Consider the following 23,847-nt stretch of genomic DNA (forward strand, 5'->3'; position numbering starts at 1 on the left):
ACCGAGGGCGTCAGCCATCGGCCTTACTCAGCTTCGGAATCGAGGTTGAGATTGACGGCGCGAGCCGGCACGACGGTGGAAATGGCATGCTTGTACACCATTTGGGTGACGGTATTGCGGAGCAGGACGACGTATTGGTCGAAGGACTCGATGTGGCCCTGCAGTTTGATCCCGTTGACCAGGTAGATCGAGACAGGGACATGCTCTTTGCGCAAGGCATTGAGGAATGGGTCTTGTAACAGTTGCCCTTTGTTGCTCATAACAGCTCCGTAATGTTGTTGTAGTTTAAAAATTGGAGGCTAATGCCGCCATTTCAAGTGGACGGGGCAAGATTCAGCTTTGCGAACGATGGCCTGCGGTTACTGTAACCTGTTTTACCCTTTTTTGTCGTACTGCTACGCTTAAGAAAACATTAAAACGAGCAATACAGCCCACGGGAGATGGCTTGCGCAGCGGCCCGGCGGGTTTGCCGGGCGCGCTTATCCGGATTGGATTACCCTTCGCGCTTATCGAAAGGATTTTTACCGCTGCGCAGCTCGATCCGCAATGGCGTGCCGATCAGGCTGAAGGTGTCGCGGAAGTGTTTTTCCAGGTAGCGTTTATACGGTTCCGTCACGCCGTCCAGGGCATTGCCGTGGATGACGATGACCGGCGGATTCTGGCCGCCCTGGTGGGCGTAGCGCATCTTCGGACGGGTGCCGCCCTTGCGCTTCGGTTCCTGCTTCTCGATCGCTTCCTGCAGCGCGCGGGTCAGGCGCGGGGTCGACAAATTCGCCGTCGCGGCCGCGTAGGCCGCATCGACCGACTTCATCAGCTGCGACACGCCGCTGCCCTTCAGCGCCGAGATGAACTTCATGTCGGCAAAGCCGAGGAAGTCGAGCTTGCGGTCGATGTCGTTCTTCACCTGGTCGCGCTGGTCGCTGGTCAAACCGTCCCACTTGTTGACGGCCACCACCAGCGCCCTGCCCGATTCCAGGATGAAGCCGGCGATGTGCGCATCCTGCTCGGAAATGTCCTGCTGGGCGTCCAGCATCAGCACGACCACGTTGGCTTCCGACACCGATTGCAGGGTCTTCACGACCGAGAATTTCTCGATCGCTTCGAACACCTTGCCGCGGCGGCGGATGCCGGCGGTGTCGATCAGGGTGTACTGCTTGCCGTCGCGCTCGAATGGCACTTCGATCGAGTCGCGGGTGGTGCCCGGCATGTCGAAGGCGATCACACGCTGCTCGCCGACCAGGGTATTGATCAGGGTCGACTTGCCGACGTTCGGACGGCCGACCAGGGCGATCTTCACGCCGCGGTCCGCCGGCTCCAGTTCTTCCTCGTCGCTTGGGCGCTGGGCAAAGGCCAGGTCGAGCGCTTCGTTGACCAGGTCGTGCACGCCGTCGCCGTGAGCGGCGGAAATGACATACGGGTCGCCCATGCCCAGCTCGTAGAACTCGGCGGTGACCGAGGTGTACTTCATGCCCTCGGACTTGTTAATCACGAGCATGACCTGGCGGCCGGACTTGCGCAGGAAGTCGGTAATGGTCTTGTCGTGCGGGGTCAGGCCCTGGCGGCCGTCGACGATGAAGACGACGATGTCGGCTTCGGCCACGGCCTGCTTCGTCTGCAGGGCCATCTCGTGCATGATGCCTTCCTTGGCCACCGGCTCGAAACCGCCGGTATCGATGACCAGGAAGGGCCGCTCGCCGATCCGCCCCTCGCCGTAGTGGCGGTCGCGCGTCAGGCCAGGGAGGTCGGCCACCAGCGCGTCGCGCGAACGGGTCAGGCGGTTGAATAGGGTCGACTTTCCGACGTTCGGGCGACCAACGAGTGCAATTACCGGCTTCATGTATTTATTCTATTCGACCGCGATGGCGGCCACAGTTCCATTTTGTGTTTGAAAAATCAGGTTACTTCCGGCCACCAGCGGCGTGCCGCTGACAGCGCCGCCGTCGAGGGCGGCGCGCGCCAGGAACGACCCGTCCTCGCGCGACAGGAAGTGGATGTAACCCTGGTAGTCGCCGACCGCGACCGCACGGCCGTAGGACAGCGGCGTCGAGAGTGCGCGGAAGGCGAGCTTGTCGTTCTTCCAGACGCTGGCGCCGCTGTCGCGGGCAAACGCATGCACGGCGCCCTTGTCGTCGGCGGCGAAGACGAAACGCTGGTCGACGGCCACGCCCACTTCCGAGGACAGGTCGCGGTTCCAGCGCGGCGAGCCCGACGCGAGCTCGAAGCAGGCCACGCGGCCCTGGTAGGATACGGCGCAGACGTCGGATTCGAAGATCACCGGGGCGCCGCCGATGTCGGTGACGCGTTCCAGTTCGGTGGCGCCGCGCGCCATGCCCACCTCGACTTCCCAGCGCGGAGCGCCGGTGGCCATCAGGAAGGACGTCAGCTTGCCGGCCGGCTGGGCCACGATCACGTCCTTGTCGTGCACCAGCATGCCCGGCGCGTTACGCAGGGTCAGCGGTGGCGACGGACGCTGCACGGTCCATTTCTTTTCGCCGGTGGCGGCATCGACGCCGACGATGCGATTGTCGATCGAACGCGCCACCACCATGCCCTGGCCGACGGCCGGGGCGGACAGGATCTCGCTCGACAGCTGGGTCTTCCACAGCGCCTTGCCGTCCATGTCGAAGGCCATCAGCACGCCCTTGGCGGCGCCGACCACGATCACGTTGCCGTCGGTGCCGACGCCGGCGGTCAGGTTCGAGCCGGCCTTGATGCGCCACATCGAACGGCCGTCCGCCGCCTCGACGCGGGCGATATCGCCCTCGGCGCTGGCCACGACCAGGGTGTTGCCGGCCAGCGCAGGCGAGAACTGGTAGCCCTTGGCCTTGCCGATATCGAGCTTCCATGCGGTACGCACGGCCATCGAGGCCTTCAGTTCTTCCAGCTTGGCCGGCTCGTTGGTCTTGTCTTTCGACGAGAAGGGATTCAGCGAACTCAAGGTCGAGCAGCCCGTCATCAGGGCCAGGACACCGACACCAACCAGCTTACGGGTAATACGCATATTCTTTTAGCCTTGTTCTTAAGTCTGTAGAGGACGCAAAGCCCGCGCCCGCCTTGGCGGCATGGCGCGGGCCGTATCAAACGACGATTACGCTGCGGCTTTCGGCGCTTCCGGGGCGGTACCGCCGATCGCTTCGAGCTTGATGCGCACCAGCTGGCTGCCCGGATGCTTCGGACCCATGGCGGCCAGTGCGGCAACGTAGGCGTTGCGGGCGTCGGCGATTTTGTTCTGCGCCACCAGCACGTCGCCCTTGCGGTCCTGCACTTCGGCCGAGAATTGCGGCAGGAACTTTTCGTTCAGCAGCTTCATGGCGCCATCGTAGTTCTTCTCGTCCAGCAGCACGCCGGCCAGGCGCAGTTTCGCGACTGACTGGTATTCGTCGTTGCCGTTGTCGACCACCCATTGCAGCTGGACCTTGGCGGTCTTCAGGTCGTTTGCTTCGAAGGCGGTCTTGGCGGCGGCCAGGGCGCTCATCTGGGCATACGCGGTGCGCTTGAACTTGTCCTGGATGTCGGCGGCGATGCGCTGGGCCTTGGCGTTGTCGTTGGCGATCACGGCCTCGGTCAGGGTGTCGTACAGGGCCGACGCTTCGGTCGACGACTTGCGCACGTGCTGGTTCCAGAAGTTATAGGCGGCAAAGGAGCCGAGCGCAATGATCAGCACCCAGGTGATCAGGTTGCCGTACTTGGACCAGAAAGCCTTGAATGAGGCAATCTGTTCTTGTTCTTCGAGGTCGTATGCCATGGTCGTTCGTCTGTCTGATAATTATCGATGGATCGGGACTTCAGTGCTGTTGAAACGTCGCTTATGGATGGTAATGCACGTGATCGTGGTCGTGGTCATGGTCGCCGATGATGGCGTCCACCACGTGGTCGACCACGGCGTCGAAGGCAACGCTGGCCTGCTGCTGCTCGCCGGCTTGTCCAGCAGCTGCGCGCAGCGACTTCACGGCCGCCACGTTGTTGGCCACTTCGTCTTCGCCGAGGATGACGGCAAAGGCGGCGCCGCTGGCGTCGGCCTTCTTCATCTGGCTCTTGAAGCTGCCCGCACCGGCCGGCGTTGCGCAATGTAGCACAACATCCAGGCCGGCATCGCGGAATCGTTCGGCCAGGATAAAGGCCTGCACCTGCGCTTCCTCGCCCTGGTGCACCATGTAGACGTCGCACTGCGAAGGCGCGGCCGGTTCGCCGAGGCCCTTCATCAGCTCGACGATGCGCTCGATGCCCATCGCGAAACCGACGCCCGGGGTGTGCTTGCCGCCGAAGGTTTCGATCAGCGGATCGTAGCGGCCGCCGGCGCAGATCGTGCCCTGCGAGCCCAGCTCGTCGGTGACCCACTCGAACACGGTGCGGTTGTAGTAATCGAGGCCGCGCACCAGGCGCGGATTCACGGTGTACTGGACGTTGTTACGGTCGAGCAGCTTTTTGACGCCGTTGAAGTGGGCCAGCGATTCCTCGCCCAGATACGACAGCAGTTGCGGCGCGCCGTTCACCATCTCCTGCATGGCCGGGTTCTTGGTGTCGAGGATGCGCAGCGGGTTGCTGTGCAGGCGGCGCTGGGCTTCGGCGTCGAGCACCTCGCTGTGCTGTTCGAAGTAGGCGATCAGGTCGGCGCGGTGACGGTTGCGCTCGTCGGCGTTGCCGATCGAATTCAGTTCCAGGCGCACGTTCTGCAGGCCCAGGTCATCCCACAGGCGGCGGCACAGCATGATCAGTTCGGCATCGATGTCCGGGCCGGCAAAGCCGACGGCTTCGGCGCCGAACTGGAAGAACTGGCGGTAGCGGCCGCGCTGCGGACGCTCGTGGCGGAACATCGGGCCCTTGTACCAAAGGCGCTTCGGGCCTTCGTACACCAGATTGTGCTCGATGACGGCGCGCACCACGCCGGCCGTGCCTTCCGGACGCAGGGTCAGCTGGTCGCCGTTCATCGAGTCCTCGAAGGAATACATTTCCTTTTCGACGATGTCGGTCACGGCGCCGATGGCGCGCGCGAACAGGCGGGTTTCCTCGACGATCGGGGTGACGATCTTCTGGTAGCCGTAGCTCTTCAGGATCGTTTCGGCGGTGTTCTCGAACAGTTCCCACAGCGGTGCGTCGGCTGGGAGGATGTCGTTCATGCCTTTGATGGCATTGATTTTTTCTGGTTTGGACATGATTGCGTTCTTTGATTCGTAGGGTGGGTTCTTGAACCCACCATGTACCGTGCGGCATGCTTGGTGGGTTCGAGAACCCACCCTACGTTTAGCCAACGATTTCGGTTTGTTTGCCGTAGTTTTTCTTCACGTAATCCAGCACGATGGCCTGGAACTCTTCGACGATCCGCTCGCCGCGCAGCGTGGCGAACTTTTGCCCATCGACAAACACCGGCGCCGCCGGCGATTCGCCGGTGCCCGGCAAACTGATGCCGATGTTCGCATGCTTCGACTCGCCCGGACCGTTGACGATGCAGCCCATCACGGCCACGTTCATCGCTTCCACACCCGGGTAGGACTTCTTCCATTCCGGCATCTGCTCGCGCAGGAAGCTCTGGATGTTGTCGGCCAGTTCCTGGAACACGGTCGAGGTGGTGCGGCCGCAGCCCGGGCAGGCGATCACCATCGGGGTGAACTTGCGCAGGCCCATGGTTTGCAGGATCTCCTGCGATACCACGACCTCCTTGGTGCGGTCGCCGCCCGGCTCCGGCGTCAGCGACACGCGGATGGTGTCGCCGATGCCTTCCTGGAGCAGCACCGACAGCGCGGCGGTCGAGGCGACGATGCCCTTGCTGCCCATGCCGGCTTCGGTCAGGCCCAGGTGCAGCGGGTAGTCGCAGCGGCGCGCCAGTTCGCGGTAGACCGCGATCAGGTCCTGCACCGCCGATACCTTGCACGACAGGATGATCTTGTCTTTCGCCAGGCCGACTTCCTCGGCGCGCACGGCGTTCTCGATGGCCGAGGTGATGAGGGCTTCGTACATCACGGCCTGGGCGCTGAACGGGTTCGCGCGCGCGGCATTCGCATCCATGATGCGCGCCAGCAGCGACTGGTCCAGGCTTCCCCAGTTGACGCCAATGCGCACCGGCTTGTCGTGCTTGATCGCCACTTCGATCATCTGGGCGAACTGGGTGTCGCGCTTGGCGCCCTGCCCCACGTTGCCCGGGTTGATGCGGTACTTCGACAGCGCGGCGGCGCATTCCGGGAAGTCGCGCAGCAGGATGTGGCCGTTGTAGTGGAAGTCGCCGACCAGCGGCACATCCACTTCCATGCGGTCGAGCTGCTCGCGGATCGCCGGCACGGCGGCAGCCGCTTCCGGCTTGTCGACGGTCAGGCGCACCATCTCGGAACCGGCACGCGCCAGTTCCTTGATCTGGATGGCGGTGCCGATCACGTCGGCGGTGTCGGTGTTGGTCATCGACTGCACCACCACCGGGGCGTCGCCACCGATCCAGACCTTGCGCGCGCCGTGCTGGACCAGCACGCGGCGGCTGGCGCGGCGCGCCATCGGACCGGAAGGAATGGGCATGTTCATGGCATTCATGGGTGTTTCCGTTTATTTGTTCAGCGTGACACGGGAAATGGTCTTGCCCGGCACTTGCGGCAGCGCCACGGCGGCGCCGCGCAGCGTGGCGCTCACGCCGTTCGGGTTGCCGACCACCAGGGTCGCGGTACCCGGCACTTCGACGGTTTCAGTACTGCCGGCTTTCACCAGGCGCGAAATCAGCGCGCGGCCGCCTTGCGGGCGCACTTCGATCCAGGAATCCTCGCGCACGCTCAGCACCAGGGTGTTGGCGCCGGCCGGGGCAGGCGCCGCCGCCGGCGCTGCCGGCACGGTGGCGATGGCAGCCGGCGCATTCGCGGCTGGCGCGGTCGTCGCGGGCGCCGTGGTCGTCGGCGAGGCCGGTGCGGTCTGGACGGCGGGCGGTGTGGCGGCGGGCGCCTGGCCTGCCGGCGCAGTCGTCGCGCCATTTGCCGGGGCCGCGTTGGCGTCGCCCTGGGCCGGCACCGAGATCAGCGGCACGGCAGGATCGTGGCCAGCGTCGGCGCCGGCGCCGGTGGCCGCGCCGTCGGCCGGCACGGTCTGGATGGCATCGCCCGTGGCCGTGGCATCGCTCCCCGGCAGCTTGATCAGGCCGAAATTCCAGGCGGCGCCGGCGGCGGCAGCCACCACGACGACCGCGACGATCCAGCCCAGCGGCAGGCTGGAACGCCGGCCATGGGTCGGGAAGCGCGATTCCGAGAACGAAGTTGGACGTTCGCGGCGGGCGGCGGCGCCATCGAGCTCGCTGGGAGCCGGCTCGTCCATCTTGACCATCGCCACCAGCGGCGCCGGGTCGAGACGCACGATCTTGGCGTAGGCACGCACGAAGCCGCGCGTCACGGCCGGGCTCGGCAGGGCCGCGTAGTCGCCGGCCTCGATCGCCACCACCTGGCGCACCGCCAGCTTGAGCTGCTCGGCCACCTGCTCGACGCTCCAGCCCATCGCTTCGCGCTGTGCGGCGAGGGTGGCGCCCGGATGGCTGTGGTGGTTGGCCGGCGTGGCGCCCTGGTCTGCGCGCTCAGAAGTCATTGTCGTCTCACTCATCGAATGCCCCGCGCTCGTACGCCGCGAACTCGGGCGAGCCCGGGAAGCGCCGCCGCAGCTGCGCCAGCAGGCTGGCTTCGTTCGCGCGCTCGCCGCTCTTGCGTCCGACCCGGATGGCCAGCCACAAGGCATCGGCGGACAGGGTGTCGAGTGTCGACACGTCCGTCAGGCGGTGTATGAAAAAACCGGCGCGCCCGTAGTCGCGCCGCTCGTAGTACACCCGCGCCAGGCCGGCGCTGGTGGCCGGCAGGTCGGGGTTGAAACGCAGCGCATTGAGCAGGTAGCGCTCGGCCGCGTCGTAATTCTTCGTCTTCAGGCTGCACTGCCCGGCATTCACCATCGCGCTCACCGGCGTCCGGTAGGACGGGTTGGCGATCGCGGCGTCGAAATGGCGCATCGCCTCTTGCGGGCGGTTGGCGCGCTGGCACAGGAAAGCGCCGTAGTTGTTGGCCAGCTCGGGATTGCGCGGCGCCAGGCGCAGCGCGTGCTGGTAGTTTTCTTCCGCGAGCGGCAATTCGTTCATCGCGGTGTAGATCAGGGCGCGCACGCCATAGGCGTCGGCGTAATCGCCGTCGGCGGCGATCGCCTTCTTGATTTCGTCGAGGGCGATCTCGTACTTGCCGTCCTGGTAGTACTCGACCGCCAGCTGCAGGCGGATCGCGGCGCGCTTCTCGGCCACGGTCTGGTCGGAGGCGGTCTTCAGTTCGGCGGTGGAACCGCCGCCCGGATTGCTGGCGCAGGCCGACAACAGGCACAGGGCAAGCGCCGCCGCCAGGCGGGTCGCTGCCCCGTTCATTCCCTTGCCTGCCTGCGCGCCGATCAAGAAGGAATCTCCACGATGCGGCCGAAGTCGGCGCCGAATTTTTTCTGGTACTCGGCCATCTTTTCCATGCGCTCGGCCACGCGGGTACGGTCCTTGACCTCGCCGGCCAGCTGGCCGCAGGCGGCGTCGATGTCGTCGCCGCGCGTCTTGCGCACGGTGGTCACGATGCCGGCGTTCATCAGCACTTCGGCAAAGGCCTTGATGCGCGGGTTCTTCGAGCGGAACAGGCCCGACTCCGGGAAAGGATTGAACGGAATCAGGTTGAACTTGCAGTTCACGCCGACTTCCGGATCGTTGACCAGGGCGATCAGTTCGCGCGCATGCTCGTCCGAATCGTTGAAGTTGTCGAGCATGCAGTACTCGAAGGTGATGAAGTCGCGCGGCGCGAATGCCAGGTAGCGCTTGCAGGCGGCCAGCAGTTCGCGCAGCGGGTACTTCTTGTTCAACGGCACCAGGATGTCGCGCAGGGCGTCGTTCGAGGCGTGCAGCGACACCGCCAGGGCCACCGGCACGTCCTGCGCCAGCTTGTCGATGTTCGGCACCACGCCCGAGGTCGACAGGGTCACGCGGCGGCGCGACAGGCCGTAGGCGTTATCGTCGAGCATCAGCTTGAGCGCGGTGGCGGTCGGCTCGTAGTTCAGCAGCGGCTCGCCCATGCCCATCATGACCACGTTGGTGATCTGGCGTTCGCCTTTCGGGCCGGGCTCGATGCCCTTGGTGCGGCGCAGCTCGAACTCGGCCATCCACAGCTGGCCGATGATCTCGGCGACCGTGAGGTTGCGGTTGAAGCCCTGCTTGCCGGTCGAGCAGAAGCGGCAGTTGACGGCGCAACCCGCTTGCGTGGAGATGCACAGCGTGCCGCGGTTTTCTTCCGGGATGAACACGGTTTCCACGGCGTTGCCGTTGCCGACGTCGACCAGCCACTTGCGGGTGCCGTCGCTCGAGGTGTTGTCGCTGATGATGGCGGGCGAGCGCACCTCGGCGCGGGTTTTCAGTTTTTCGCGCAGCGACTTGGCGAGGTCCGTCATGTCGTCGAAATTGCTGGCGCCGAACTGGTGTATCCAGCGTTGCAACTGCTTTGCGCGGAACGGCTTCTCACCCAATTCAGCGCAGTAAGCGACGAGTTGCGCGGGATCGAAGTCCAGCAGGTTGGTGAGAGTCGTCATGGTGTTCTGGGGTACTGTATAAAAATAAAACGAACCCCGCTCGCCGGGCCTGAAGCATGGGCGAGCGGTGCTTGGTGCCGACAGCGATTACTTCAGTTCTGGGAAGAAGTAAGCGATTTCGACTTGTGCGGCTTCGACAGCGTCCGAACCGTGCACGGCGTTGGCATCGATCGAATCGGCGAAATCGGCGCGGATGGTGCCTTTTTCAGCTTTCTTCGGATCGGTCGCGCCCATCAGGTCGCGGTGCGCCAGGACGGCGTTCTCGCCTTCCAGAACCTGGATCATGACTGGACCGGAAACCATGAAGGTGACCAGGTCGTTGAAGAAGCCGCGCTCCTTGTGGGCAGCGTAGAAGCCTTCAGCCTGCTCGCGCGACAGCTGGGTCATACGGGCTGCGACGATCTTCAGGCCAGCGTTTTCGAAGCGGCTGTAGATTTGGCCGATCACGTTTTTTGCAACTGCGTCTGGTTTGATGATCGACAGGGTGCGTTCGATTGCCATGTAAAAACTCCAATAAAAAGAAAGGTTTAAATCGAGAAGTTGAGAACTCAATCAACCTTCGATTTTACCATACATGCGTCCATATAACCCAGAATGCGGCCGGGAGGCCAAAAGTGGCGTGATCATGGCCCAATCGCATCGAAAAAACACCCGGTAGCGCGAGGCCGGTAGCTTGCGGTACGGAACTTATGAATAACTTAAACCCAAGGCCTGTCCATACTCTGCGCGGCATGCGCATGCTATGCTGGCACCGAATTATCCTACCAACGGAGGCATGAACATGAACCCTATCCTGCAAAAGCAACCCGCGTACGACGTGGCGGTCGGCCAGGTCACGCGCAACAAAGTCCTGCGCAACACCTTCTGGCTGCTGGCCCTGTCGATGATCCCGACCGTGCTCGGCGCCTTCGTCGGCGTGAGCATGCAGCTGCCGATGCTCGGCGGCGCGATGGGCTTCATCATCTTCCTGGCGGTTGCCTTCGGCTTCATGTTCGCCATCGAGAAGACCAAGGATTCCGCGGTCGGCGTCTTCGTCCTGCTGGGCTTCACCTTCTTCATGGGCCTGATGCTGACCCCGCTGCTGCGCCACACCCTGGGCTACAGCAACGGCGGCACCCTGATCATGACCGCCTTCGGCGGCACCGCCTGCGTGCTGGCCGTGATGGCAAGCATCGCCACCACCACCAAGCGCGATTTCTCGGGCATGGGTAGCTGGCTGATGGCCGGCGTGGTCGTGCTGCTGCTGGCCGGCTTCGCCAACATCTTCCTGCAGATCCCGGCGCTGACCATCGTGTTCTCGGTGCTGGCGGTGGCGATCTTCTCGGCCTTCATCCTGTATGACGTGCAGCGCATCGTCAACGGCGGCGAAACCAACTACATCACGGCCACGCTGGCGATCTACCTCGACGTGTACAACGTCTTTGCCAACCTGCTGCGCTTGCTGGGCATCGTCGGCGGCGACGACTGATCCTGGCAAGGGTTTTACCGGAACCGGCCTGCGGGCCGGTTTTTTTTCGCCTGTACTTCTTTAGAAACAATTGATTTGGGTTCAGATCGGCGTTTCAACGTATCATCGTCTTTTCTTCAATCGCAACATTCGATGGCTGCCCACCTTCCCTACGACTTGCTGGCCAGTCCCGGCGCCATTCGCGCCGGCTACGCCGCGCGCGACTGGTCGAGCAGCCCGGTCGGCCATCCCGCCGGCTGGGGGCCGGTGCTGCGCAGCGCGGTCGCGATGATCGTCGACTCGCGCTTCCCCATCTTCATCGCCTGGGGACCGCAGCTGGTGATGCTCTACAACGATGCCTATGTCGAGCTGCTCGAAGCCAAGCATCCGGCCGCGCTCGGCACGCCGCTGCGCACGGTCTGGCCGGAACTCTGGAACGGCGTCCAGCCGCTGGTCGAGCAGGCGACGGCCGGCATCCCGACCTATGGCGAAGACGTACCGCGCACGATCCTGCGCAACGGCCAGCCCTTCGAAGCCTGCTTCACCCTCGCCTATTCGCCGCTGCGCGACGAGACCGGCGCGATCGGCGGCGCGCTGTGTGTGATCAACGAAACCACGGCCCGGGTCGCCCTCGAACGGCGCCAGGCCCTGCAATTGCAACTGGCCGACCGCCTGGGCGGCCTGCTCGATACCGACCGGATCGCCGAGGTCGCCAACGAAGCGCTCGGCCAATACTTGGGCGCCTCGAACATCTTCCACGGCGTGAACGACGACACGCGCGGCAGTTTCCGCATTCGCGCCCACTGGACCCCGCAAGGCAGCGGCGAACTGGTGGGCCGCGAAGCCTGGCATGCCGACTTCGGCCCCGAGGTCATGGCCGAACTGCGCGCAGGACGCCCGCTGGTGGTCGAGGACGTCCGGACCGATCCGCGCACCGCGCCTTTCCTGGCGGCCTACGAACGGCTCGGCATCGTGTCGCTGCTGGTGCAGCCCCACGCGCGCAATGGCCGCCTGCTGGCCGGCCTGAACGTGCTCGACCATAGCGCGCGGCGCTGGACGGCCGAAGAATGCAAGCTTGCCTCCGACATCGGCGAACGGGTCTGGAACGCCATCGAGCGCGCCGACAGCGCACGCGAACTGCGCAACGCGGTGGCGCGCCAGTCCTCGCTGCTGGCGATCTTCGAATTCCAGCTCGGCCTGGCCGACCTGCTGCGCCGCCTCGACAATGCCGACGCCATCCTGCGCGACACCAGCGTCCTGCTCGGCCGCTTCCTGCAAGCCAGCCGCGTCGTCTATGGCGAATACGATGCCGAGCGCCGCCGCGTGCGCTTCCAGGCCAACTACGTGGACGGCGTCGAAGCACTGCGCGGCAGCCTGGATACCGACGCTTTCGGCGTCAATTTCGCCGCGCTGGAACGCGGCGAAACCTGGGTCGTCGACGACCTCGAGCATGATCCGCGCACCGGCACCCCGGCAACCTGGCCAGCCTACCGCGCGCTCGACGTCCGCGCCGGCGTCGCCGTGCCGCTCAGCCGCAACGGCGCCCTGATCGCCTGCCTGTTCGTCAGCCAGGCGGCGCCGCGCGCCTGGAGCGAAGACGAACTGCGCGTGATCGGCGACGTCGCCGAGCGCGCCTGGAGCGCCATCGAGCGGGTGCGCGCCGAGGAAGCCCTGCGCGCGGCCGACCGCCGCAAGGACGAGTTCCTGGCGATGCTGGCACACGAGCTGCGCAATCCGCTGGCGCCGATCGCGGCCGCGGCCCAGCTGCTCACCCTCGACCCGCAGGACAGCGGCCGCGTCGCCCGCACCAGCGGCATCATCGGGCGCCAGGTGGCGCACATGACCGGCCTGATCGACGATTTGCTGGACGTGTCGCGCGTGACGCGCGGCCTGGCCGTGCTGGAGCGCGCACCGGTCGACCTGAAGCGGGTGGTGGCCGACGCCGCCGAGCAGGTGCGCCCGCTGGTCGAGGCGCGCCGCCACGAGCTGGTCCTGCAGCTGGCGCCCGAAGCGGCCTGTGTCGAGGGCGACCACAAGCGCCTGGTGCAGGTGCTGGCGAACCTGCTGAACAACGCCGCCAAGTACACGCCCGATGGGGGACAGCTGCGCCTGTCGATGACGCTCGACGCCGCGCAGGTGATGCTGGTGGTGACCGACAACGGCATCGGCATCGCGGCCGAGCTGCTGCCCACCGTGTTCGATTTGTTCTCGCAGGCCGAGCGCACGCCGGACCGCACCCAGGGCGGACTTGGCCTCGGCCTGGCCCTGGTGAAAAGCCTGGTGGAGCTGCACGGCGGCAGCGTGGCCGCGGCCAGCGCCGGGCGCGATTGCGGCAGCCGGTTCACGCTGCGCCTGCCGCGCATCGCGGCGCCTGTCGAGCAGCCGCCCACGCCCGCCAGCGTGATCGACAGCGTCGCCGGCGCCGGTTTGCGGGTGCTGGTGGTGGATGACAATGTGGATGCGGCCAATACCATGGCCATGCTGCTGGAAGCGGCCGGCCACCGCGTAACGGTGGCGCACGATCCGCAGGAAGCCTTGAGGCGGGCGCAGGCGGCGACGTTCGACGCCTGCCTGCTCGATATCGGGCTGCCGGGGATGGATGGTCACGCACTGGCGGGGCGGCTGCGGGCGTTGCCTGCCACGGGCGGTGCATTGCTGGTGGCGGTAACAGGCTATGGCCAGCCGGACGCGGTGCAGGCGGGCGCGTCGGCGTTCGACGCCTATCTGCTCAAGCCGGCCGATCCGGTGCAGCTGTTTGCGCTACTGGCGCAGCGCGCTGGGACAGGCAGCGGTTGATACGTAGGGTGGGCGCCCTGTGCCCACGCGTGACGTTTGCATGGTGATAGCTTTACAGAAGGCCAACAATGCGCAACGTTTACGCGTGGGCACGGGGCGCCCACCCTACCATGTCACCCGCCGCGGCCTTCGACTTCAGGCCAGCTCGAACACGCCGATCGATTCGACGTGCGAGGTATGCGGGAACATGTTGACCACGCCCGCCTTCTTCATCACGTAGCCGGCGCGGTGCACCAGGATGCCGGCGTCGCGCGCCAGCGTCGACGGGCTGCACGACACATACACGATGCGCTGCGGCAGGTAATCCGTGCGGCCGCTTTCGCGCAGCTCGGCCAGGGCCAGCGCCAGCGCGATCGCGCCGTCGCGCGGCGGATCGATCAGCATGCGGTCGAAACGGCCGAGCTGCACCAGGTCGTCCGGCGTCACCTCGAACAGGTTGCGCGTGTAGAAGGTGGTCTTCGCATCCAGGCCGTTGGCCTTGGCGTTTTCCAGCGCACGCGTGGTCAGCACGGTGCTGCCTTCGATGCCGACCACTTCGCGCGCCTGGGTCGCCAGCGGCAGCGTGAAGTTGCCCAGGCCGCAGAACAGGTCAGCCACGCGGTCTTGCGGCTGCACGTCCAGCAGGGTCAAGGCCTTGTGCACCAGGGCGCGGTTGATCTGGTGGTTCACCTGGGTAAAGTCGGTCGGCTTGAACGGCATGCGCACGCCGAATTCCGGCAGCGTGTAGTACAGCTCGCGGTCCAGCGGGTAGAACGGGTAGACGGTGTCCGGCCCCTTCGGCTGCAGCCACCACTGGATGCCCCATTCGTCCGCGAATGCCTTGACCAGCTCCTCGTCCTTGGCGGACAAAGGCGCCATGATGCGCAGCACCAGGGCCGTGGTTTCCTCGCCGACGGCCACTTCGATCTGCGGCATCTGGTTGTAGATCGACAGCGAGCCGACCAGTTCCCGCAGCGGCATCAGCATGCCGCCCAGGTGTGGCGGCAGGATGTGGCAGTAGCGGATATCGGCGACATACGACGAGGCGCGCTCGTGGAAGCCGACCAGCACCGTGCCCTTCTTCTCGACGTGGCGCACCGACAGGCGCGCGCGGAAGCGGTAGCCCCAGGTCGGGCCGTACATCGGGCGCATGATGTTCTCGGCCTTGACCTTCGACAGGTGCCAGAGGTTGTCTTCCAGCGTGCGCTGCTTGATCGCGACCTGGGCGCCCGGTTCGAGGTGCTGCATCGAGCAACCGCCGCAATAGCCGAAGTGCTCGCAGCGCGGCTCGACGCGCATCGAGGAGGCTTTCTGCAGCGTGACCATGCGGCCCGCTTCCCAGTTTTTCTTCTTGCGCTTGACTTCGTAGCTGACACGCTCGCCCGGCAGCGCATCTTCGACGAAGATCACCTTGCCCGGGGTTCCGTCCTCGTTCTCGAGGTGGCCGACGCCGCGCGCATCCGCGTCCAGCGATTTAATATCGATAAAAATTTCTTGCATTGATAAAAATGAGGTAACGCGAATCGGAGGGACGTACGGTGGGCACTCCGTGCCCACGCGGAACGATGATCATTGTTGGCGGATCAAACAATGCACCACCAACGTCAACTGCGGCCTGCGGCCACGAAAATGGACAACCAGATCAGGCGCAAAACCGCCGCATCATAACAAGGAATCGCGCACGACGCCACGTGCCGCCATCGCCCGCTTCAGCTTCACCAGTGCCTCCTGCTGGATCTGCCTCACCCTTTCGCGCGTCACGCCCATCTCCTCGGCCAGGGTCTCGAGCGTGGCCGGATCGTCGTTGTCCAGCCCGAAGCGCCGCATCACGACCACCCTTTGCTTCTCGGGCAGCCGCGTCAGCCAGTCGCGCACCAGCACGGTCATCTCGTGCTGCTCGGCGCGCGCATCCGGGCTGTCGTCGTTCTCCCCCGGCAGCATGTCCATCAAACTGGACCCCGGATCGTTGTCGAGCGGCGCATCGAGCGAGGCCGCATGTTCCGACAGGGCGAGGATATCCTGCACTTCCTCGGCCGGACGCCCGACCAGGCTGGCGATGTCCTCGACGCTGGCATCCTTGCCATCGTGGTGCTGGGCCTCGAGGTGGTACTTGGCACGCAGCACGGCGTTCAGTTCGCGCACCATGTGCACCGGCAGCCGCACGGTGCGCGCCTGGTTCATGATGGCGCGCTCGATGCTCTGGCGGATCCACCAGGTGGCGTAGGTGGAGAAGCGGAAGCCGCGCTCGGGCTCGAACTTGTCGATGGCGCGCATCAGGCCGATGTTGCCCTCCTCGATCAGGTCGAGCAGCACCACGCCGCGGTTGATGTAGTGCTTGGCGATCGACACCACCAGCCGCAGGTTGTGTTCGATCATTTTCTGGCGCGCGCAGAAGTCGCCCGCCTTGGCCAGGGTGGCGAAGTACGCCTCCTGCTGGGCCGACAACAGCGGCCGCGTGCCGATCTGGTTCAGGTAATGCTGGGTGGTGTCGGTGGAGAGTTCGGCGGCCAGTACCGTCTTGAGTTCGTCGACGCTGTCGGGCTCGGCGCTGGCGCCGGGAAGCCCGGCGGCGCCATCGGCGCCATCGGCGGCCGCCTCTTCCGGGGCGTCGCCGTGGAATCGGGAGGACGCGCCGTCGCCCTCCAGCTCGTCAGGCAGATCGTCCGATGCGTCGTGATCCTGGGAGTGCGGCGGCAGCGTCATTGGCCCTCTCTAGCGGCTGGGCAGGAACCTCGACGGGTCGACCGGTTTGCCCTGCTGGCGAATCTCGAAGTGCAGCTTGACGGTATCGGCGTCGGAATCGCCCATCTCGGCGATCACCTGCCCCTTGGCCACGTTGTCGCCTTCCTTGACGACGATCGCGCGGTTGTGGGCGTAGGCCGAAAGCAAGCTGCTGCTGTGTTTGACGATGACGAGGTTACCATAACCCCGGATGCCACTGCCAGCGTACATTACTTTGCCGGCGCCGGCAGCCATGACTTGCTGGCCGGCGCGCCCGGCGATGTCGATGCCCTTGTTCTTGCCTTCGTCGAAGGTGGCGATGATGCGCCCGTCCGACGGCCACATCCAGCTCAGCTTCTCGTCGTCGGTGGCGGTGACGGTGGCGCCGACGCGCGAACCGGTCACGGGTGCGGCCGGCGCCGGGCCGGCGCCCGCGTTGACCACGTTCTCGGCCTTGTCGCCGCGCTGGGCGTCGGCCACGTTGTCTTCGCTGTACGGCTTCTTGTCGGCGCGCGGGGTGGTCTTGCGCGGCGCCTGCGGACGGCTTTCCGGCGGCATCGGCACCGGCTGGGTGACGACGTTGCCGGCCACGCGCTCGCCGCCGGGCGGATTCACGCGCAGCACCTGGCCGACCTTGATGTCGTCGGGATCGGCCAGGTTGTTCCAGGTTACCAGGTCGCGATAGCTCTGGCCATGGTCGAGGGCGATGCGCAGCAGGGTGTCGCCACGGCGCACGGTATAGGTGCCGCGGGTGTCCTGGCGCGGCTCCTCGGCACGCGCCGGCGGCGCCGGACGGGTGTGGGCCGGGACCTGGGACACGGGACGCTCGACGACGGGAGCGCGGCGGGTAGCGGTGTTGCAGCCGGCCAGCAGGCCGAGCATGAGGGTCAGCAATACGAATTGGTTACGAGTACGGGATCGTTGTTTCATTCTTTTCTAATACCTATTACAGACTGGGCAGCGCTCAAGCGGTGCCGGGACGCAAGGGGACGAAATGGCAGGATTCCAGCGTCTCGCTGGTCCATTCGGACTTGCCGATGCGGGTGATCCGCTCCAGGCGCTGCACCTGGCCCCCAACCGGGGCCACCAGGCGTGCGCCGATGGCAAGCTGCTCAAGCAGTGCGCGCGGCACTTCCAGGCCCGCTGCCGCCAGGATGATCCCATCGAAGGGCGCCACCTGCGCGAGCCCGAGCATACCATCTCCGTAATGCAAGCGGAGATTGGATATGCGCAAGGGCCGCAGGTTGGCCTTGGCCAGTTCATGCAGCGGCTTGATGCGTTCGATCGAATAGACTTCCTGTGCCACGCGTGCCAGCACCGCGGCCTGGTAGCCGCAACCGGTGCCGATTTCGAGCACGCGCCCAAGTGTAACCCCATTCCCGGCCTTGCTGTCGCGCAATGTTTCGCGCATGGCCTCAATCATACGCGCAACAATATAGGGTTGGGAAATCGTTTGATGGTGCCCGATGGGCAGCGAGGCGTCGATATACGCCTGGCTGGACAGGGCCGGCTCGATGAACAGGTGGCGCGGCACCGCTTCCAGGGCGGCCAGCACGGCCGGGTCCTTGACGCCCTGCCCGGCCACCCGCGCCACCATGGCGCGGCGGATCGCCTCGGTGGCCATCAGGTCGGAGCGCTGGGCGGCGGGCGCGCTTTGCGTGCTGGGCGCGGCATAGCCGGGCGCGCGCGGACCGGGCGCGGGCGCCTTCGGCGGCTGGGCGGCGGCGCCGACGGCGCGCGCGGCGTTCTGGGTGGCGGTCTGGGGCGTGGCCACCGGGGCCGGCGTGCCGGGTTTGCGCGCGCCCCCGGTTACCGAGGACAGCGGCAGGGGAAAGCGTTTGCCCTCCGGGGCGCCGGGCCGGTCTGTCATGCCTGTCCCTTGTCAGGTTCGCTATCGTTTGCCCTTGGATTGCCCAGCGCATTCGCCAGGAGTTCGAGCTGGGGCCGGTGGGTCAGGTCGATCTGCAGCGGCGTGACCGAGATCTTCCCCTGGGCCGTGGCATGGAAATCCGTGCCTTCGCCGGCATCGCGGCAGGCGCCGGGGGCGCCGATCCAGAAGATTTCGCGTCCGCGCGGGTCTTGCGAGCGGATCACGGGCTCGGCCTGGTGGCGGCGCCCGAGCCGGGTCGGGGTCAGCGGCCCGAGCTGCTCGTAAGGCAGGTTCGGGATGTTCACGTTCAGCAGGAACGGCGCCGGCAGCATCTCGAAGCGGCGCAGCACCACGTCGCGCGCGGCGCGGGCGGCGGAATCGATGTGGGCCCAGCCCGCATGGACCTGGGAAAACGCGATCGCCGGGATACCGAACAGGAAAGCTTCGGTGGCGGCGGCGACGGTGCCCGAATACAGGGTGTCGTCACCCATGTTCTGGCCGTTGTTGATACCGGACACCACCAGGTCGGGCGGCGCTTCCTGCATCCCGGTCAGGGCGATGTGGACGCAGTCGGTCGGCGTGCCGTTAACAAAATAGAAACCGTTGGCCGCCTTGGTGACGGACAGCGGCCGGTCGAGCGAAAGCGAGTTGGACGCACCGGAGCGGTTGCTGTCGGGCGCGACAACAATGATCTCGGCGATCGCCGCGAGGGCGTCGGCCAGGGCGTTAATACCAGGGGCGAGGTAGCCGTCGTCGTTACTGATAAGAATTCGCATCACGCGATTTTACCTGAAGCAACTGCGGTATCGCGCACCGTCAGTACATAAATTCTGGCCGCCGCAGGGAAGCGCCGTTGTCGTGGAACGACGCTTCCTGCGGCGTGCACGTCCCCCACGCGGCGGCAGCGCGCGCCGGTTTGTAAGCCCGGCAATGTTGCTAACGCAGGGCCACGGGCCGCCCTCCCGCCGCCTCGATCAGCGCGCCTTCGAGCGAGGCGACTTCGTCTTCGGTAAAGGCGAGCAAGGCATCCTTGTCGCCATCGTCGAGGTAGACCTGCTTGATCAGGGCCACCCCGCGCCGCCGCAGCGCCTGTGCCACGTGCGGGCGCAGGATGGTTTCGCGCAGGCTGTCGGCCAGGGCGCGGGCTTCCTGTCCGCGGCGTGCATCGACCAGCTTTTGCAATTGAGACAATTTGTGTTCGAGCAGGTCGTGCGGCGCGGCGGGCGAGGCATCGCGCAAGCCGTCGCGCCGGCCCTCGTGCGCGCTGTCGCGTGCGCCATCGCGGCTGCCGTCGCGCGGACCATCGCGGCTGCCGTCGCGTCCGGCACTGCGGGCGGGCGCGGCGCGTGGCGCCATATCGGCCACACCGCCGGAGGCCGCCGTACCGCCGGCGCGCGCCGTCGCACCCCCTGCCATTCCCGCGCCGCGCCCGGGCACAAGGGCGCCGGCCGCGCCGGCCGGCGCCAGGCCGGGCGCATCGTGCGGCCCGGCGGACATGGCGCGGATATTCAGCAGGCGGCTACTGCCCTCTTCCACGCTGGCCTCCAGCCGGCGCGCAGCCTGGCTGTGGCCCTGGCTCGACAGGGTCCGGGCCAGCATCTGCTTGCTGCGCAGGGTTTCGTGGTCGTCCATGCCGCGCAGGCGCTCGTGCAGGCTGACCACGTGCTGCTGCAGGCGCCGCGCTTCCTCGAGTTCGCCCTGCTCCGAGAGCGTCGAGGCCAGGCGCAGCAGGATGCTCAGGGTGTCCGGGTGCTCGGAGCCGAGGCGCCGTTCGCGCGCCGTGGCCAGCGACTGCTGCATCTCGCGCACCGCGCCCAGGTCGCCCTGGGCGGCAAAGATCTCGGCCAGCGCCTCGCGCGCCTGCAGGGTGGCGGCGGCATCCGGCCCGGACTGGCGTTCGCGTACCCTGAGCACCCCTTCCTGCAGCTTGCGTGCGTTGCCGAGGTCGCCCATGTCGCGCAGCAGGGTCGCCAGCAGCTGGGTGCAGCGCAGCGTGTCTTCGTGCTCGGTGCCGAGGATGCGCTGGCGCCCTTCCAGCACCCGTTCGTAGACCATGCGCGCGCGCGAATATTCGCCCTGGCGCGCCAGCGTGCGCGCCTGCCCCGCCAGGGCGTCGAGGGTGGCGATGTGGCCGGGGCCGTAGAGCCGTTCGCAGGCTTCGACCACGGATTCGTGCAGCGCCAGCGCGCGCGGGAATTCCTCCACCTGCGCCAGGGTGGCGGCCAGGCCCGAGCGCGCGGCCAGGGTCTCGGCGTGTTCTTCGCCGGCGCCGAGCAGGCAATGTTCGAGCAACAGCTCGTACTGCGCGCGGGCATCGCGCAGCCGTCCGCTGTCGCGCAGCAGCGCCGCCAGCGCCGAGCGGCTGGCGCGGGTATCGGGATGGCTGTCGCCGAACAGGCGCTGGCGCAGGGCGGTGCTTTCTTCGAAGCTGTCCTGGGCCTGGGCCGAGCGCCCTTGCGCGCGCTGCAGTTCGCCCAGTCGCAGCAGGTCGCGCGCCAGCGGCGCCGCGTTCGGGTCGAGCATGCCGGCGCCCTGCCCGCCGGCGGCCAGCGCCGCGCGGCTGGCGGCGATCGCGTCGAGCAAGTCGAGTTCGGCGCGCGATTGCCAGGGGAAGCGCCCCTGGTCCAGCCAGCCCAGCAAGGCGGCCAGGCTGCGCGCCGGCGCATGGCAATCGGCGTCGCGCATGGCGGAGGCGCCCAGCAGTTCGCCCGGTGCGCCGCAGGCCAGGAGCGGCACCTCGTCGAGGTAGCTGTCGAGCGAGAGCTGGGACAGGCCGTAGCAGTTGCGCAGCAGCTGTTCCAGCGCCGGCTGGTAGCCGGGAATGCCGCGCTGCGGGTCGCCGCGCCGCCACAGCGCGCGGCGTTCGGGGTCGGCGCCTTCGAGCCCGCAGGGCAGCGGATACACCAGCAGCGGGCGCTGCTCGTCTTCGTGGCTGCAGCGGTATTCGACGGCGCGCGTGACGACTCCGCCCAGTCCGTCGAGGCTGCGCCCGCCCGGCGTGAACAGGCCGACCAGGCGGTCCGGCAGCAGCGTGGTGCAGACGCTCACCGCCGCCGAGCGTCCGCAGCGCGCATCGATCAGCACGTGGCGGAAGTGGCGCGCCAGGTGGGCGGCAAAGGCGCGGTACAGGGCCGGGCAGGCAGTGAACAGGCCGTCCCAGTCCATGCGGTCGGCGCGCTCGCCGTAGCTGTCGTCGAAGCGGCCGGCGCGCATCAGGTAGAGCGAGCGGCTCTGGTCGACGCGTTCGAGATGGGCTTCCCAGTCGATGGCCTCGAGCACCAGGCGCGCGCGTTCCTCGTGGTCGAGGTCGGCGCCGGCGCGGCCCAGCGATTGCAGCTGCTGCAGTTGCTGCAGTTGTTCGCCGCAGGCCTCGAAGTATTCAAGCAGGCCGGGCCGCGCCGCGGCGGCACGGGCGGTGGCACGCGCATCGGGGCGGAAGTCGGGCCGCGGGTCCTCGAAGCGTTCGTCGCGTGTCGGGAAATAATGGTGCAGGCCGGGCGCCTCGGTATCCCAGTCGATCATCAGCACCGGCACCGTGGCGTTCTGCCCGGCCGCCAGTTGCACGGCGGCGTGGGCCAGCGCGATGCTGCGCGCGGCGCCATGCTCGAAGGAGTAGAAGGTGGTGACTTCGCCGGGCCTGGGTATCGGCGGCAGCGTAAGGCGGTTGATTTCCATGTAGCTCCTCATTTTTTGGGGAAAGTGAGATCCGGGATGGCGCGCCACTCGGGTGGGACATCGGGGAGCACGAATTGGTTGCAATCATGACCAGCCGGCGTATGGCGTTTCTGGTACTGGTAATGGGTGGCGATGCGCTTGACCATCTTGTTGATGTCGGGAAGGAAATCGGGATTCGATTTCAGGTCGGCGGTCGCCATGGTGAAGTGCGAGAAATCGACGTAGAAGCTGGACGACGCGATCTGCGGCGGCAGCCGGTCCGGGTGCTGGGTCATGATGACGGGGATGATCAGGTGGCTGGGCAGCGTGTACCAGGCGCTGCGCTCGGCCTCGATCAGGCGCATGGCCGCGTATTCGCGGCGCGTATAGGCGTGCGCCTCGTACTTGGGCGTGTAGATGAGGATCATGCACACGCTTTCGCACATGGCGCGCGCGATCCTGCCGTCGAGGTCGTCGCCGCCGCCGAGCTGTTCGGTGTCGACGAAGAGTTCTTCTTCGTTGTCGAAATACGGTTCGAGATAGCATTGCAGCGCATCGACCAGCGCGGCCTTGAAATGCTGCATCAGGGCGTGCCGCCCATGGGCGTAGCTGAAGAAGCAGCCGTACCGGATTGCCATTCGATTCCCCTGTTCAATACGTCCGCGGCGCGCACGCGCATCCACCACTCTAGCGCCGCACACCCTCGTCACTTTGCGTGCGAACAAACCCGCCGGAGCCTCCCGAGGCCGTGCCGGACACGACGATGCCAGGCGGAACACATCGCGCGCGACTGAGGCATAATCGAAGCGATTCGCGACCACCAACACAACAACAGGAGATGCAATGAAAGCGATCGTATGCAAGGACTGGGGCCCGCCCGACAGCCTGGAGCTGCAAGACCTGCCCGACCTCGTGCCGCAAGCCGGCGAAGTCGTGGTCGAGGTGCGCGCGGCCGGGGTCAACTTCCCCGACGTGCTGACCGTGCAGGGCAAGTACCAGTACCGTCCCGAGCTGCCTTTCACGCCGGGTAACGAGTTCGCCGGCACCGTGCGCGCGGTGGGCGAAGGCGTGGACCACTTCAAGGCCGGCGACAAGGTGATCGGTTTCGCCCGCAGCGGCGCCTTTGCCGAGCAGGTACGCGCGCCGGCCGATGTCCTGATGCCGATGCCGCCCGACATGGACTTCGACATCGCCGCGGCGATCACCCTCACCTACGGCACCTCGCACCACGCGGTGGTCGACCGCGCGCAGCTGAAGGCCGGCGAAACCATGCTGGTGCTGGGCGCGGCCGGCGGCGTCGGCCTGGCGGCCATCGAGATCGGCAAGGCGCTGGGTGCGCGCGTGATCGCGGCGGCATCGAGCGCGGAAAAGCTGGAAGTCTGCCGCGCGCATGGGGCCGACGTGCTGATCGATTATGCGAAGGAAGACCTGCGCGAGGCGCTGAAGGCGGCCACCGGCGGCAAGGGGCCGGACGTGATCTACGATCCGGTCGGTGGTCCGTACACCGAACCGGCGCTGCGCTCGATCGCCTGGCGCGGGCGGCACCTGGTGATCGGCTTCGCGGCGGGCGAGATTCCGAAGCTGCCGTGGAATCTGATGCTGTTGAAGGGCGCCTCGGTGGTCGGCGTGTTCTGGGGCGAGTTTGCAAGGCGCGAGCCGAAGGCGAACGTGGCCGCGATGCGCCAGATGCTGGGGTGGATGGCCGAGGGCAAGCTCAAGCCGCTGGTGTCGCAGCGCTATGCGCTGGCGGAGACGGCGCAGGCATTGAACGACATGGCCGACCGCAAGGTGACCGGCAAGGTCGTGATCGTGCCGTAATTGGTAGGGTGGA

General features: G+C 66.4%; 20 protein-coding genes. 3 read left to right on the forward strand and 17 right to left on the reverse strand.

The genetic code is table 11. The features are described 5' to 3' along the window. Window positions 1-23 precede the first annotated feature (23 nt). From hfq to ndk, 10 genes are all read right to left on the reverse strand, one after another. Window positions 24-260 (reverse strand): RNA chaperone Hfq, encoded by a 237-nt coding sequence (gene hfq, locus QPK31_RS11570; RefSeq protein ID WP_026354376.1) that lies wholly within the window; start codon window positions 258-260, stop codon window positions 24-26. A 233-nt stretch (window positions 261-493) separates the two neighbouring features. After that, entirely contained in the window at window positions 494-1,837 is a 1,344-nt protein-coding gene (gene der, locus QPK31_RS11575) for a ribosome biogenesis GTPase Der (RefSeq protein ID WP_290423085.1), read from the reverse strand. 9 nt (window positions 1,838-1,846) lie between these two features. Beyond that, entirely contained in the window at window positions 1,847-3,001 is a 1,155-nt protein-coding gene (gene bamB / locus QPK31_RS11580; RefSeq protein ID WP_290423086.1) for an outer membrane protein assembly factor BamB, read from the reverse strand. Window positions 3,002-3,088: 87 nt separating this feature from the next. After that, window positions 3,089-3,745 carry a tetratricopeptide repeat protein gene (locus tag QPK31_RS11585; protein ID WP_290423087.1) on the reverse strand — a complete coding sequence of 219 codons (657 nt, stop codon included), beginning with the start codon at window positions 3,743-3,745 and terminating at the stop codon, window positions 3,089-3,091. A gap of 61 nt (window positions 3,746-3,806) precedes the next feature. Continuing rightward, window positions 3,807-5,153, reverse strand: a complete 1,347-nt coding sequence (hisS, locus tag QPK31_RS11590; protein WP_290423088.1) for a histidine--tRNA ligase — start codon at window positions 5,151-5,153, stop codon at window positions 3,807-3,809. Window positions 5,154-5,241: 88 nt separating this feature from the next. After that, window positions 5,242-6,516, reverse strand: coding sequence for a flavodoxin-dependent (E)-4-hydroxy-3-methylbut-2-enyl-diphosphate synthase (gene ispG, locus QPK31_RS11595; protein WP_290423089.1), 1,275 nt, complete (start codon window positions 6,514-6,516; stop codon window positions 5,242-5,244). A gap of 12 nt (window positions 6,517-6,528) precedes the next feature. Next, a complete protein-coding gene (locus tag QPK31_RS11600; protein ID WP_290423090.1) occupies window positions 6,529-7,545 on the reverse strand; it encodes a helix-turn-helix domain-containing protein in 1,017 nt (338 codons plus the stop codon). A 7-nt stretch (window positions 7,546-7,552) separates the two neighbouring features. Further along, window positions 7,553-8,356, reverse strand: a complete 804-nt coding sequence (gene pilW, locus QPK31_RS11605) for a type IV pilus biogenesis/stability protein PilW (RefSeq protein WP_290423091.1) — start codon at window positions 8,354-8,356, stop codon at window positions 7,553-7,555. A 23-nt stretch (window positions 8,357-8,379) separates the two neighbouring features. Then, window positions 8,380-9,549: a 23S rRNA (adenine(2503)-C(2))-methyltransferase RlmN gene (rlmN, locus tag QPK31_RS11610; protein WP_290423092.1), complete on the reverse strand. Its 1,170-nt coding sequence runs from the start codon at window positions 9,547-9,549 to the stop codon at window positions 8,380-8,382. Between the two features lie 87 nt (window positions 9,550-9,636). Continuing rightward, on the reverse strand, window positions 9,637-10,050 hold the full coding sequence (gene ndk / locus QPK31_RS11615; protein ID WP_229438683.1) for a nucleoside-diphosphate kinase: 414 nt from the start codon (window positions 10,048-10,050) through the stop codon (window positions 9,637-9,639). A 280-nt stretch (window positions 10,051-10,330) separates the two neighbouring features. Between ndk and QPK31_RS11620 the strand changes: the two genes are divergently transcribed. Together QPK31_RS11620 and QPK31_RS11625 are read left to right on the forward strand one after the other, a co-directional pair. After that, window positions 10,331-11,017: a Bax inhibitor-1/YccA family protein gene (locus QPK31_RS11620; protein WP_290423093.1), complete on the forward strand. Its 687-nt coding sequence runs from the start codon at window positions 10,331-10,333 to the stop codon at window positions 11,015-11,017. Between the two features lie 132 nt (window positions 11,018-11,149). After that, window positions 11,150-13,792 (forward strand): ATP-binding protein, encoded by a 2,643-nt coding sequence (locus tag QPK31_RS11625; RefSeq protein ID WP_290423094.1) that lies wholly within the window; start codon window positions 11,150-11,152, stop codon window positions 13,790-13,792. A gap of 135 nt (window positions 13,793-13,927) precedes the next feature. Here QPK31_RS11625 and rlmD read toward each other — a convergent pair whose 3' ends face one another. The 7 genes from rlmD to QPK31_RS11660 form a co-directional block, all read right to left on the reverse strand. Continuing rightward, on the reverse strand, window positions 13,928-15,271 hold the full coding sequence (gene rlmD / locus QPK31_RS11630) for a 23S rRNA (uracil(1939)-C(5))-methyltransferase RlmD (protein WP_290423095.1): 1,344 nt from the start codon (window positions 15,269-15,271) through the stop codon (window positions 13,928-13,930). A 162-nt stretch (window positions 15,272-15,433) separates the two neighbouring features. Further along, window positions 15,434-16,474, reverse strand: a complete 1,041-nt coding sequence (gene rpoS / locus QPK31_RS11635) for an RNA polymerase sigma factor RpoS (protein WP_290423096.1) — start codon at window positions 16,472-16,474, stop codon at window positions 15,434-15,436. A gap of 9 nt (window positions 16,475-16,483) precedes the next feature. After that, window positions 16,484-17,422: a peptidoglycan DD-metalloendopeptidase family protein gene (locus QPK31_RS11640; protein WP_290423097.1), complete on the reverse strand. Its 939-nt coding sequence runs from the start codon at window positions 17,420-17,422 to the stop codon at window positions 16,484-16,486. Window positions 17,423-17,456: 34 nt separating this feature from the next. Beyond that, complete coding sequence (locus QPK31_RS11645) at window positions 17,457-18,362, reverse strand: protein-L-isoaspartate(D-aspartate) O-methyltransferase (RefSeq protein WP_290423098.1); 906 nt, start codon at window positions 18,360-18,362, stop codon at window positions 17,457-17,459. Next, window positions 18,359-19,138: a 5'/3'-nucleotidase SurE gene (gene surE, locus QPK31_RS11650; RefSeq protein ID WP_290423229.1), complete on the reverse strand. Its 780-nt coding sequence runs from the start codon at window positions 19,136-19,138 to the stop codon at window positions 18,359-18,361. Before surE ends, QPK31_RS11645 begins: the two co-directional genes overlap by 4 nt. Window positions 19,139-19,298: 160 nt before the next feature. Continuing rightward, window positions 19,299-22,037: a tetratricopeptide repeat protein gene (locus QPK31_RS11655; RefSeq protein WP_290423099.1), complete on the reverse strand. Its 2,739-nt coding sequence runs from the start codon at window positions 22,035-22,037 to the stop codon at window positions 19,299-19,301. Between the two features lie 8 nt (window positions 22,038-22,045). Next, the gene (locus tag QPK31_RS11660; protein WP_290423100.1) at window positions 22,046-22,654 is read right to left on the reverse strand and encodes a toll/interleukin-1 receptor domain-containing protein; all 609 of its coding nucleotides are present in this window, start codon (window positions 22,652-22,654) and stop codon (window positions 22,046-22,048) included. A 205-nt stretch (window positions 22,655-22,859) separates the two neighbouring features. Here QPK31_RS11660 and QPK31_RS11665 point away from each other — a divergent pair, with 205 nt between their 5' ends. Then, the gene (locus tag QPK31_RS11665) at window positions 22,860-23,834 is read left to right on the forward strand and encodes an NADPH:quinone oxidoreductase family protein (RefSeq protein ID WP_290423101.1); all 975 of its coding nucleotides are present in this window, start codon (window positions 22,860-22,862) and stop codon (window positions 23,832-23,834) included. Window positions 23,835-23,847 lie beyond the last annotated feature (13 nt).

This window comes from Massilia sp. YIM B02769 (assembly GCF_030411995.1).
GTDB lineage: Bacteria > Pseudomonadota > Gammaproteobacteria > Burkholderiales > Burkholderiaceae_D > Telluria.